The organism is Streptomyces sp. NPDC000229, from assembly GCF_040300825.1.
Lineage (GTDB): Bacteria > Actinomycetota > Actinomycetes > Streptomycetales > Streptomycetaceae > Streptomyces.
Genome location: NZ_JBEPEL010000010.1, coordinates 26,674 through 39,010, shown reverse-complemented (window position 1 = coordinate 39,010; position 12,337 = coordinate 26,674). Strand labels below are relative to the sequence as shown.

The 12,337-nt window shown below is 73.6% G+C and carries 11 protein-coding genes; 3 read left to right on the top strand and 8 right to left on the bottom strand.

Annotation, left to right across the window (positions count from 1 at the left end):
- Positions 1-160: 160 nt before the first annotated feature.
- Positions 161-577, bottom strand: a complete 417-nt coding sequence (locus ABT360_RS08375; protein WP_351812660.1) for a hypothetical protein — start codon at positions 575-577, stop codon at positions 161-163.
- A gap of 142 nt (positions 578-719) precedes the next feature.
- Positions 720-1,343 (bottom strand): histone deacetylase, encoded by a 624-nt coding sequence (locus tag ABT360_RS08370; protein WP_351812657.1) that lies wholly within the window; start codon positions 1,341-1,343, stop codon positions 720-722.
- 142 nt (positions 1,344-1,485) lie between these two features.
- On the opposite strand from ABT360_RS08370, the gene tdh reads away from it, so the two are divergent.
- From tdh to ABT360_RS08355, 3 genes are read left to right on the top strand one after another with little or no spacing between them, the layout of a single operon-like run.
- Positions 1,486-2,514, top strand: coding sequence for an L-threonine 3-dehydrogenase (gene tdh / locus ABT360_RS08365; RefSeq protein WP_351812654.1), 1,029 nt, complete (start codon positions 1,486-1,488; stop codon positions 2,512-2,514).
- Between the two features lie 26 nt (positions 2,515-2,540).
- Positions 2,541-3,722, top strand: a complete 1,182-nt coding sequence (locus tag ABT360_RS08360) for a glycine C-acetyltransferase (RefSeq protein WP_351812651.1) — start codon at positions 2,541-2,543, stop codon at positions 3,720-3,722.
- Positions 3,723-3,743: 21 nt separating this feature from the next.
- Positions 3,744-4,664 (top strand): LysR family transcriptional regulator, encoded by a 921-nt coding sequence (locus tag ABT360_RS08355; RefSeq protein ID WP_351812647.1) that lies wholly within the window; start codon positions 3,744-3,746, stop codon positions 4,662-4,664.
- Between the two features lie 184 nt (positions 4,665-4,848).
- Here ABT360_RS08355 and ABT360_RS08350 read toward each other — a convergent pair whose 3' ends face one another.
- The 6 genes from ABT360_RS08350 to ABT360_RS08325 all read right to left on the bottom strand — a co-directional run bounded on the left by ABT360_RS08350 (position 4,849) and on the right by ABT360_RS08325 (position 12,333).
- Complete coding sequence (locus tag ABT360_RS08350; RefSeq protein ID WP_351812644.1) at positions 4,849-5,010, bottom strand: hypothetical protein; 162 nt, start codon at positions 5,008-5,010, stop codon at positions 4,849-4,851.
- Between the two features lie 56 nt (positions 5,011-5,066).
- Positions 5,067-5,396, bottom strand: coding sequence for a hypothetical protein (locus ABT360_RS08345; RefSeq protein WP_351812641.1), 330 nt, complete (start codon positions 5,394-5,396; stop codon positions 5,067-5,069).
- Between the two features lie 59 nt (positions 5,397-5,455).
- Positions 5,456-7,255, bottom strand: a complete 1,800-nt coding sequence (locus ABT360_RS08340; protein ID WP_351812638.1) for a vWA domain-containing protein — start codon at positions 7,253-7,255, stop codon at positions 5,456-5,458.
- Entirely contained in the window at positions 7,252-8,313 is a 1,062-nt protein-coding gene (locus ABT360_RS08335; RefSeq protein ID WP_351812852.1) for an ATP-binding protein, read from the bottom strand. The genes ABT360_RS08340 and ABT360_RS08335 overlap by 4 nt, the downstream gene beginning before the upstream one ends.
- 495 nt (positions 8,314-8,808) lie before the next feature.
- Positions 8,809-10,164 (bottom strand): amino acid permease, encoded by a 1,356-nt coding sequence (locus ABT360_RS08330; protein WP_351812635.1) that lies wholly within the window; start codon positions 10,162-10,164, stop codon positions 8,809-8,811.
- 66 nt (positions 10,165-10,230) lie between these two features.
- Positions 10,231-12,333 (bottom strand): phage holin family protein, encoded by a 2,103-nt coding sequence (locus ABT360_RS08325; protein ID WP_351812632.1) that lies wholly within the window; start codon positions 12,331-12,333, stop codon positions 10,231-10,233.
- Between the last annotated feature and the right edge of the window lie 4 nt (positions 12,334-12,337).

Genomic DNA, 12,337 nt, shown 5'->3' with positions numbered 1-12,337 from the left:
GGGAGCGATTCCGGGCAGCCGCCGCACCTGCGCGGTTGCGGCCCCGAGCGCGGCCCGGGCCGGGGCCGACCACCTGACCGGTCCGGCCGCGCTCGTACCGGGCCGTGAACCAGGGCATGACGGCGGCCCGTGCGTGCTGTGCGAAGGGGGGACACACGCTCTAGCGGCCCACCCCCCGGAGGGCGGACCACTGGAGGGCGGCGAAGCCGGCGACGGTCGCGGCCTGCATCGGGATCCATACGGTTCCGGCGGTGCTGGGCGACAGCCAGGCGGCGAGCGCGACGACGCTGAGCACCGCCCACACGACGTTGGCGTCGACGACCAGCTTGACGGCCGTGGTCGGCGGCTGCGCCCGGGAGGCGAGGTAGCCCACACCGGCGGCGAACGCCGTGAGGAGCAGGCCCAGTTCGAGCAGGAGGGTCGCGTCGACCCCCAGGAGCCGCCCGAGGGGTGCGGAGGCGAGGGCGTACGCCAGTCCGTTGGCCCCGGTGACGACGGCGTCGAGGGCGAGGAAGCGGCGCAGCATGGTCTGCGGCTCGGTGGTGCGGGAGATACCGGCGAGCAGGGCCTGGGACATGGCGGATCAGCCTCCATCGAGGTCCTTGGTGGTGGGGCCCGGAGCCCGGCCGGAGTGCGAGACCGCCCGGGTTCCGGTGACCGCAACGATGCCGCGCGCCGCACGGGAGGTCGATTACCGCTCAGGTAACGGGGCAGGCAGGTCAGGGTCCGATGAGGGCGCGGATCCGCTGCTCGGTCCAGTGGCCCGCCGCGCCCGGGCAGGAGGCGAGGTACGCGGCGATGGTGGCGGCGTCCCAGGCACCTGCGGCGAGGAGGCCGGCGGCGAGGTGGCGGAGGTAGTCGGCGGAGGGGGTGTTCCACTCGATGTCGTGCATGCCCCAGGGGGCCGTGAAGGTGAGCATGGGCAGGCCGTCGAGCGTGCCGGGGCGGACGAGGGTTTCGTAGCGGCCGTCGCCCAGCACCGCCCTGCCGTCGCGGAGGACCTCGGTCAGGTCCAGGTCGGTGTCCGGGCCGGGTTCGCGGTACATCTCCTGGGCGGCGATGTCGGAGAACTGCTCGGCGGTGATCCGATGTGCCCGGGCCAGGACGCGGCCCTCGGCGTGCGGGTCGTAGAACGCCCGGCCGCCGGTCCACACCGGGGACTCGGTGGCGAAGTACAGGGCCCCCTTCAGCTCCACGGGGACGGACGCGGTGGGCAGGCGTCGGTTGCGGCAGCCGGGGTAGGTGCGGGCCCCGCCCGGGGGCGTACCGCCGACGATGTAGTGGGCCAGGCGGTCGACGTGCGTGTTGGAGCCGTAGGACGTGTACCAGACCTCCGTCGTCATGCGTCGAACGTAACGGGCGTGGCGCGTGAAGCTGCGCTGTTGACCCGCTTAAGAAAACCTCGATGGACGCGGCGGGCGCGGGTCGGCAGATTGGTGCGCGTTCACGATCTCCGTCCGAACCTTCCCGCCTGGAGCCGCACCCATGAAGGCACTCGTCAAGCACAAGGCCGAGCCCGGTCTCTGGCTCATGGACGTGCCGGAGCCCGAGACCGGGCCCGGTGACGTGCTGATCCGGGTGCTGCGCACCGGTATCTGCGGTACGGATCTGCACATCCGCTCGTGGGACGGCTGGGCGCGGCAGACGGTGTCGACGCCGCTGGTGCTGGGGCACGAGTTCGTCGGCGAGGTGGCGCACGTCGGCGCCGACGTCACGGACATCGCGGTCGGCGATCTGGTCAGCGGCGAGGGCCACCTGGTGTGCGGCAAGTGCCGCAACTGCCTGGCGGGGCGCAGGCACCTGTGCCGGGCCACGGTCGGCCTGGGCGTCGGGCGGGACGGGGCGTTCGCCGAGTACGTCGCGCTGCCCGCGTCCAATGTGTGGGTGCACCGCACGAAGGTGGACCTGGACGTCGCCGCGATCTTCGACCCGTTCGGGAACGCCGTCCACACCGCGCTGTCCTTCCCGCTCGTGGGCGAGGACGTCCTGATCACGGGAGCCGGCCCGATCGGGATCATGGCCGCGGCGGTCGCCCGGCACGCGGGTGCCCGCAACGTGGTGATCACCGATGTCAGTGAGTCGCGGCTGGAGCTGGCCCGCAAGGTGGGCGCGACGCTCGCCGTGAACGTCGCGGAGAGCAGCATCGGCGAGGCGCAGCGGCAGCTGGGGCTGCGCGAGGGCTTCGACATCGGTCTGGAGATGTCCGGCCGGCCGGAGGCCATGCGGGACATGGTCGCCAATATGACGCACGGCGGCCGTATCGCGATGCTGGGCCTGCCCGCCGAGGAGTTCGCCGTCGACTGGTCGAAGATCGTCACCTCGATGATCACGGTCAAGGGCATCTACGGCCGCGAGATGTTCGAGACGTGGTACGCGATGACCGTGCTGCTGGAGGGCGGTCTCGACCTCAGCCCCGTGATCACCGGCAGCTACGGCTACCAGGACTTCGACGCCGCGTTCGACGAGGCGGCCGCCGGCCGCAGCGGCAAGATCATCCTCGACTGGACCGCCTGATCCCCTCCCGCTAGGAGCTTCCCCTTATGTACGCGTCCGTCCGCGACGAACTGCGCGCCACCCTCGACGAGATCCGCGCCGCCGGTCTCCACAAGCCGGAGCGGGTCATCGGCACCCCGCAGAACGCCAAGGTGTCCGTCCCCTCCGGTGAGGTGCTCAACTTCTGCGCCAACAACTACCTGGGCCTCGCCGACCACCCCGAGGTGATCGCCGCCGCGAAGGAGGCGCTGGACCGCTGGGGCTACGGCATGGCGTCCGTACGCTTCATCTGCGGTACGCAGGACGTCCACAAGGAGCTGGAGCAGCGGCTGTCGGCGTTCCTCGGGCAGGAGGACACGATCCTGTACTCCTCCTGCTTCGACGCCAACGGCGGCGTCTTCGAGACGCTGCTCGGCCCGGAGGACGCGGTGATCTCCGACGCCCTCAACCACGCGTCCATCATCGACGGCATCCGGCTGTCCAAGGCACGCCGCCACCGGTACGCCAACCGCGACATGGCGGACCTGGAGAAGCAGCTCAAGGAGACGCAGGACGCCCGGCGCCGCCTCATCGTCACCGACGGCGTGTTCTCGATGGACGGGTACGTGGCGCCGCTGCCGGAGATCTGCGACCTCGCCGACCGGTACGACGCGATGGTCATGGTCGACGACTCCCACGCGGTCGGCTTCGTCGGCCCCGGTGGGCGCGGCACGCCTGAGCTGCACGGCGTGATGGACCGGGTCGACATCATCACCGGCACCCTCGGCAAGGCGCTCGGCGGCGCGTCCGGCGGTTATGTGGCGGCGCGCGCCGAGATCGTCGCGCTGCTGCGCCAGCGGTCGCGCCCGTACCTCTTCTCCAACTCCCTCGCCCCGGTGATCGCCGCCGCGTCGCTGAAGGTCCTGGACCTGCTGGAATCGGCAGGCGACCTGCGGGAGAAGCTGGAGACCAACACCAAGCTGTTCCGTACGAGGATGACGGAGGCCGGCTTCGAGATCCTGCCCGGCGACCACGCGATCGCGCCCGTGATGATCGGCGACGCGGCCGAGGCGGCCCGGATGGCGGAGCTGCTGCTGGAGCGGGGCGTGTACGTGATCGGCTTCTCGTACCCGGTGGTGCCGATGGGGCAGGCCCGCATCCGGGTGCAGCTGTCGGCGGCGCACTCGACGCGGGACGTGGAGCAGGCGGTGGCGGCGTTCGTCGACGCGCGGTCCGCGATGGCCGGCTGACGGCTGGGGGACAATGGCTGGGTGATCGACCCCCGGCGACTGCGCGTCCTGCGGGCCGCGGCGGACCACCGTACGGTGACCGCCGCGGCCGCGGCGCTGTACCTGACCCCGTCCGCCGTCTCGCAGCAGCTCGCCGCGCTGGAACAGGAGACGGGGCACGTGCTGCTGACCCGCAGCGGCAAGGGCGTACGGCTCACGGCGGCCGGCGAGATCCTGCTGGAGCACGCCAACGAGGTGCTGGCGCAGCTGGAGCGGGCGGAGGCGGAGCTCGCGGCGTACGCGGGCGGAAGAGCGGGCGAGGTGACGGTCGCCGCGTTCGCGACCGGCATCGCTGAGGTGCTGGCGCCCGCGATCGGGCGGCTGGCCGAGGCGCACCCCGGGATCCGGGTGCGGGTGCGGGACGCGGAGGGCGACGAGTCGCTGCCGCTGGTCCTGGACGGCGAGGCGGACGTGGCGGTGGCGGTCGAGTACCGGGGCGCGCCGCGCGAGGGCGACCGGCGCCTCGCGCGCGTGCCGCTGTACGCGGAGCCGTTCGACGCGGTGCTGCACGCGGGGCATCCGCTGGGGCAGGAACCGGAGGTGGCGCTGGCGTCGCTGGCGGACGCCGACTGGATCGCACCGTACCCCGGCAACCCGTGCCACGACATGGTGCTCCTCGCCTGTGAGCTGGCCGGCTTCGATCCCCGGCTGGTCCACTCCTCCGACGACTTCCGCGCGGTGGTCGCCCTGGCGGGCGCGGGCGCGGGTGTGGCGCTGGTGCCGCGCTCGGCGCTCCGGGGCATCGAGCTGAAGGACGTGGTGGTCCGCCCGGTCGCGGGCCCGGCGGCGTTCCGGCGCGTGTTCGCGGCGGTGCGGCGCGGGGCGGAGGACCACCCGCTGATCCGGCCGGTGCTGGACGCGCTGGCGGGCGCGGCGCGGGGGCTGCCGGCCCGGGGTGAGTGACCGGGGCCCCTGGCGCCCTGCTTCCCCCGGAACCGGGGCCCCGCTCCGCCCCGGACCAGGGGGAGGCACGTGGGGCTGACGCCCCCGCGCCCCGGCGGGCGCGGCAGCTTCGCGCCGTGCAGGGGCCCGCCCACCGGGCGGGCATGGCCGGGCACGCGCGCATGGGCGCGCACCGGCGGGGGTGCTACCGCTCGCCGGCTGTGTCGTCGGCCGCGGTGCGGCGCGCGGGATGGTGCGGGTCCGCCGCGGTGTCCGGGGCCTGGGCGTCGGTGGGGGCCGCGTCGGCGGAGCGGGTGGCTTCGGCGCGGATCAGGGCGTTCAGTGCCGCGAAGGGGTCGATGGGCATGGCGGGGCCTCCTGGTCGGTGACGTGGCTGGTCTGCGGGCGAGCGGGGCGTACCGCTCAGCAGCGCAGGACCACGCACCGGACGGTGCGTACCGTCAGGTGGCACAGGAGGAGGGGGCGAGCCGTGGGGGCGCAGGCGGTGGGGGGCCGGTGCGGGCGCCGGGGCGGCCTCGGGCGGACGGCACGCCGCCGGCGGTTCGCGCGGTGCGGGGCGGCCGCCTCCGCCTCGGTCAGGTCCGGGTCGGGCGCGGCCGAGGCGGCCGGGCGGGGCTCGGCGCCCGTGGCTGCTCCGCTCCCGGCCGTGGCGCCCAGCAGGGCGGCCAGTACGAGGAGGGTGACCAGCACGGCCCGGCGTACGGCGACGGCGAGCCCGGGCGTGCTGGTCATGGGCGTTCCTTTGCCCGTGACCGGGCGTGTTGTTCCCCTCCGGCGGGAGAACCGCTCGTTCAGCGGAGCCGGAACACCGGGCCCCGTGCCGTGAACGGCAGCCTCGCGCCGTCCGGTATGAGGTAGGCGTGCTCGCGGCGGACGCGGAGCGTGTCGCAGTACCCGTCGGTGATGATCAGCACGGGTGCCGTGGGCGGGAAGTCCTCGGCGCGGTGGAGGAGGTCCACCCCCGGCTGGAGGACCGTGCCTCCGCGGCCCCGGACGCGTACCCGCCCGGCGATCTCGGTGGGCGGCAGGTACCCGGCGTCGTAGGGGGCCGCGTCGCAGAACACCACGCGCGCCGCCGGTACGTCCCGCGCCTCGGCGTACGAGGCGATGGCGCCGAGCGCTTTGCCGAGCAGCCGCCGTTCCATGGAGCCGGACGTGTCGAGGACGACGCCGAACGTGCACCGCGCGATCTCCTCGGGCGGGAAGTACCGCCCGGCGCGCGGGATGTCGGGCGTGGAAGCCTGGCGCCGGGCCGGCCGGGCGTAGCTGCGCACCGGCTCGGGGCGGGGCACGAACTCGTCGAACCAGCGCGCCAGCCGGGCGTCCCACGGCACCGGCGGGTGCGCCAGTGCCCGGATCGCCTCGACGAGCCCGGCGGGCAGCAGCCCGCGCTCCCCGCTCATGTGCAGGTCGAACCCCTGGACCAGGCCGCGCCGGTAGAACTCGTCCAGGTCGACGTAGTCGCGGACGCGCCCGCCGAGCGGCTCGCCCAGGATGTCGCCCACGCCCTTGCCGCGCAGCGTGGCCAGGCGCCGCTTCCGGCGGGCGTCGGTGACGATCCGGTCGTACACCTCCTCCGCGGACAGGCCCTTGAGGTCCGGGTCGTGCAGCAGCCCCTCGGGCATGGTGCCGACGCCCATTTCCACGAGCCAGCCGTTGATGACGTAGTCGGCGGCGACGTTGAACAGGTACGGGTCGCGGGCGCCGCGCCGGTCGCCGTGGCGCAGGGCGGCGTGGAGCATCTCGTGCGCGAGGACGAACCGCCACTCCTCGTCCCCGTACCGGCGCAGCGGATTGAGGTAGATCTCGCCGAGCGTGGCGTCGACGGCGGCGATCGCGATGCCGTGGGCACGGGCGAGTTCGGCGTCGGCGACCAGGGTCATGCCGGCCGCGATGCCGCCGAGCAGCGGGTACGAGGAGATGAACCAGCTCAGCGCCCGGTCCCAGGGCTGCTTCTGCCGGATCTCGCCGGTGAGCGCGTCGCGCCGGCCGCCGGCGACGTCCATCGCGGCGGAGACGGTACGGGTCAGGGCGTGCGCGAAGGCGAGCTGCCAGTCGGGTGGGGTGTGCCAGGTGGCCCACGGCACGAGGATCTGGTCGGGGGCGTCCCCGCCGGTGCCGCAGTGCTCGTACCGGGCGGGGATGCCGTCGCGGCGCCAGCGCGCGGCGAGCTGCTCCTCGTCGCCGTCGGGGTACGAGGCGGGGAGGTGCTCGGGGGTGTTGCCGACGGGGAAGGTGAGCAGGAAGCGGTTGACGACGGCGCAGCGGGCGGCGAGGTCGAAGCGGTCGGGCTGCGGACGGGCTTCCTTGTGGGCCGGGACGTGCCCGAAGCCGAGGTGGATGAGGCAGTGGGCGAGGGCCCACGCCCAGTCGGCGGGGTCGGCGCGGCGGTCGGGGTGGACGTGGAGCTTGCCGTTGGAGTCGACGGCGGCGAGGCCGTGCCGCGGGCTGCGGTCGCAGTCGCGGCTGCGGCAGATGCCGGCCTCCAGCGCGGCGAGCGCCGGGTTGCGCTTGACGAGGGCGAGCCCGGCGAGGAAGGCCTCGGCGGCCGGGTCGTCGCGCTTGGTCTTGGCGCGCGGCGCGGCGGTCACCGCCGGGCCTCGACCAGCCGGGGCATGTCGCGGGCGGCCTCGAGCAGGAACCACGCGGGCAGCACGGGCCGGCCGTCGGCGTCGTCCGCGATGACGGTCTGGGCGACCTCGACGGAGATCTCGGCGAGCTGGACGAGCAGCGATTTCGCACGGTGGGCGGCCTGCCGGAGGGCGGGCGGGATGTGGCTCTTGTCGGCGGGGAGTTCCTTGATGAGGCGGCCGCGGAAGGCGTCGGCGAGGTAGTAGAGCAGGTCCCGGTCCTCGACGCGGTTCGGCCAGGAGGCGTCGCCCTTGATGATGGCGTCGATGCCGTACGCGTGCCGGACGATCTTGGCGTACCCGCAGAAGGAGACGGCGTGCGCGGGCGTGAGGGTGCCGTGCGCGACGATCTTCAGCGTGTCCTCGTCCAGCGTGGGCCCGAAGGAGTGCAGCGCGTCGGAGAGCATGTGCCAGGAACGGGGCGTGGAGAACGGCTCCTCGGTCTTGGGCGGCTGCGACCAGAGGTGGTCGGGCCGGTCGGTGAGGTAGTCGGTGACCCACGGGTGGATGCCGTTCTCCCCCGCCCACACCAGCCAGTCGGCGGCCGAGGCACGCAGGTGGACATGCGTGAGCCGGTTGACGAGCGCGGAGGCGATGGGGCGGGCCAGCGCGTTGTCGGTGGCGCGGTTGCCGGCACCGATGACGATGGACCCGGCGGGCAGCTCGTAGTTCCCGATGCGCCGGTCGAGGATGAGCGAGTAGAACGCCTTCTGTACGTCGGGGGTGGCGGCGTTCAGCTCGTCGAGGAAGAGGCAGTAGGGCTCGTCCCGCGCGATGGCCTCGGGCGGGCAGAACACGGACTTGCCGTCACGGATCTGCGGGACGCCGATGAGGTCCTCGGGCGCCAGCTGGGTACCGAGCAGGCTGACGCACTCCAGGCCGAGGGACTCCGCGAAGCTCCGTACGAGGGACGACTTGCCGATCCCGGGCGCGCCCCACAGGAACACGGGGCGTACGGTCGCGAGGCCGAGCAGCAGCTCGGGGATCCGGGCGGGCGTGACGGTGACGGCGGCCTGCAGGGCGAACTCCTGGTCGATGCGCGGGGTCCGGTGCGCCCGGACCGTCGATGCCCGAACGGATGTCGGGCCCGCCCAGTGTGGGCGCACGCCACCGCCCGGCGCAGCCGATTTTCCGGTGGGTCGGCACGAACGCCCACCTCGTGCCGACCCACACCCGGCGTCCGGCGGCGGGCGGGGTCGTGCAGGGTCGCCCCCGCAGAGGTCGGCGGCGTCAGAAGAGTTCGCCATCCGACGAACCCGAGGCCGCCGGCCTCGAGGAGGTGAGCCCGGAGGGGCCACGCCCCCACCCACCGGGGTGGCCGCCCGGCCCGCCGACCCGCACCCGGGGGCACCGGGAACAGGCACCGCCCCGGTCCCGTTGTGCCCACCCTCCCCCAAGCTCTCGGCTTCGCTCGAGCAGGGGGGACCCCCATCGCCCTGCGGGACGACTGCCCACAACGGGGGCGGGGGCGGCGTGCCCAGCTGAACGACTGCCCACAACGGCGTCCCGCGACGTTACGCGGCGCGCTGCTTGCGGGCCGACATCCAGGCGTAGACCAGGACGCCCGCGAAGAGGAACAGCACGCCCTGGTAGACCGCCGCGTAGCCGGAGCCGGCGACCAGCCACATGGAGAAGGCGAAGGCGACGATCGCGAGGACGGCGTCGCGGACGAGGCGCGGACGGTGGACGCGGTCGGACCGGCCGGAGGCGAGGAAGTAGATCTGCGCGGCCGTCGACAGCAGGTAGGGCACGGTGGCGGTGAAGGTGGTGACGAGGACCAGGATCTCGAAGACGCCCTCGGAGCCCGCCGTGTAGTTGTAGACGGTCAGCAGCGAGGCGAGGACGACGGTGACGAGAACGCCGTACGTGGGGACGCCGCGCCGCTTGTGGGTGAACATCTGCGGGAAGAGGCCGTCCTTGGCCGCCGCGTACGGGGTCTGGGCGCTGAGCAGCGTCCAGCCGTTGAGGGCGCCGACCATGGAGACCAGGGCCATGCAGGCGACGGCGGTGCCGCCCCAGGAGCCGCCGAACATGGTGTTGACAGCGGCGGAGAAGGGCGCGCTGGAGTCGACGAGCTTGTCGTGGGCGACCAGCCCGAAGACGGAGAGGGTGCCCAACAGATAGATGACGGCGGCGCCGAGCGTGCCGAGGATGGTGGCGCGGCCGACGTTGCGCTGCGGGTCGCGGACCTCGCCGGCGCTGACGGCGGCGGATTCCACGCCCAGGTAGCTGAAGAGCAGGATGGCGGCGGACGCGGAGACCGCGCCGATGGCGCCGGAGTCGCTCGCCTGGAAGGGCCCGAGGTTGGCGGAGTCGAAGAAGAACAGTCCGCCGACGGCCACCAGGAGGAGGGGGACGAACTTCAGCACGGTGGCGACGAGTTGGACGGCCCCGACGTACCGCGTGCCGGCCAGGTTGGCGAGGGCGGGGAGCCACTGGAGGGCCAGCGCGGCGGCGATCGTGGCGGTCGTGGACCCCTGAACGGGGATGAGGACGTCGAGGTAGCCGACGGCGGCGACGGCGAGCGCCGCGTTGGAGACCCAGGTGGTGATCCAGTACGACCAGGCGGAGAGGAAGCCGGCGAAGTCGCCGAAGGCCTCGCGGGCGTAGATGTAGGGGCCGCCGGTGAGCGGATGCCGCTGGGCGAGGCGGCCGAAGACGAGTGCGAGGGCGATGGCGCCGACGGTGAGGACGGCGAAGGCGACGAGGCTGATGGTGCCGTAGGGGGCGACGGAGGCGGGGAGGAGGAAGATCCCGCCGCCGATGATGTTCCCCATGACCAGGGCTGTCGCGATGGGCAGTCCGAAGCTGCGGGCGTGCTTGGACCGCTCGTCGGGGGTGGGGTCGGTGATCATGGGGGTGGTGCTCATGGGGGGTGGTGCGCCTTTCGCCGTACAAACCTGAACATGGTCAGGTACGGCGAACGCTGCACCAAATCACCCGTGTTTGTCCGGCACGACGCGGTCCACGGCCGGAAATGCTTCTTCTGGTTGCGGGAGGGACGGGGATTCCTGCACGGGTATCTGCGGGCCGTGGGCCTCGCGCAGCCAGCGCCGCAGCACCCGATGGACCTCTTCCGCGCCGGTGGGCGGGGTGCCGTCGGCGGCCGGTGCGGACAGGGTGACCGGCCAGAGGAGGAACGCCTCCGACTGCTCGCCGCCGAGGCCGCCGTGGGAGCCGATCTGCTCCTCGAAGGCGTGCACGGTGCCGGTCCTGGGGTCGTAGCGGGAGTTGACCATGATGTCCGCGGCGTGCGGGAAGGAGTCGGTGCGCCGGACGGCGTCGGCGGCGCCCGGGCCGTAGGGGGCGAGCGGGCCGTCGTCGGCGAGGTCGTCGACCGGGACCTCGGCCCCGCCCGGGCCGAGCACCACCGAGCCGTGCCTCTCGCTGCGCACGAGCAGGAAACCGATGCCCGGGTGGTCCGCGAGGGTGCGCAGCAGGCCGGGGTGGCGGCGCTCGATCTCCTCACGGGACATCCGGTAGGGGACGTCGGGGAAGGAGATCAGGCCCAGGTTGCCGGAGGCGAGCACGATCGGGTCGGAGGTGCGGGCCGGGCGTTCCTCGCGGCCCCCCTCGACCGGTAGGTGCACCGCGCTGCGCAGTGCGTCCCTGGCCTCGGCGCCGCTCGGGCTGTGCTGGGCGCGGCGGGGTACGGGCAGCCCGCAGCCGGCCCGGACCAGGTCGCGCAGTGTCAGCCCGTACGCCGACTCGAAGGTCTCGCCGGGGCTCTGGCCGTGGTCGGAGAGGAGCACGATCCGGTAGGGGCGCGGGGCGTGCTCGGCGACCTTGGCGATCAGGGCGATGGACCGGTCGAGGCATTCCAGGACCTTGAGCGCGTCGCGGCTGTGCGGACCGGAGTGGTGGGCCACTTCGTCGTACGCGACGAGGTCGGCGTACACGGCGGTGCGGCCGGCCAGGATGTCCCCCATGACGGCGGCGACGACCACGTCCCGCTCGACGACGGTCGCGAAGGCCCGGATGAAGGGGTACAGCCCGCCCCGGCCGACCCGTGGAGTCTCCTTCCTGAGGCGGGACCGGGTGGACTGGCCGATCTCCCGGCCCACCTCCGCCACGAAGGAGATGGCGGTGCGGACGGCGTTGGCGGGGTCGCGGAAGTAGGCGAAGTACCCGGCCCGGGAGCGGTTGCGGCGGCCCCGGCGCGCGGAGACCGACAACACCAGGGCGAGCTGGTCGGCGCCGCCGCTGAACAGGTTGCCGCGGCTGGCGCCGTCCAGGGTGAGCAGCCCGCCGTCGCCGGTGCGCTCGATGGCGCGGCGTTGCAGTTCGACGGCGCCGGCCGGCCGGTTGCTGACCATGAGCCGGCCGGTGTCCTTCTCGTACCAGCGGAAGGCGGGTACGTCGTGGTTGGAGCCGTGCAGGATGGCCAGCTGACTGGCGCCGGTCTGGCTGGACCAGTCGGTGCGCCAGGGCGTGAGGCGGTGGGTGGAGCCCAGCCAGGCGGCGACGGTCGGCATGACCCCGTCGGCGACGGCGTCCCGCAGCACCCGGTAGCCGACGCCGTCGAGCTGGAGGAACACCGTGCCGGGCGGGTTGATTGGTCCGAGCGGCGGGGGCGTGGTCCGCCGCCGTCCCATGAGCCGGTACAGGCGGCGGCGGTAGGCGTTGTCGTCGCGTACGGCGAGGGCGGTGGAGGTGGCGGACGCGACGGCCGACATCACGGCGGCCACCGCGACGGCGTTCTCCGGGTCGGCCTCGCCGCGCCCGTCGGGGATGAGCCAGAGCGCGATCAGCAGCAGCGAGCCGTTGAGGAAGAAGGCGAGGAGGCCCAGGACCAGGGCGGGCACGAGCAGCAGGGCCCGGACGGCGAGCGGCCACACCAGCGCGCTCAGCAGCCCGAACGCGCCCGCGGCCCAGGCCGCGGTGACGGCGGTGCGGGTGACGCTGTCACCGTCGTCGGACTGGAGCTGGAAGTCGGGCAGGAGACCGGCGAGCGCGAGCATCGTGAGGGTGGACACCGCCCACACCACGACGACCCGCAGCAGGGCACCGCCCGCCGTACGCCAACGCCCCTGGACCACGCCG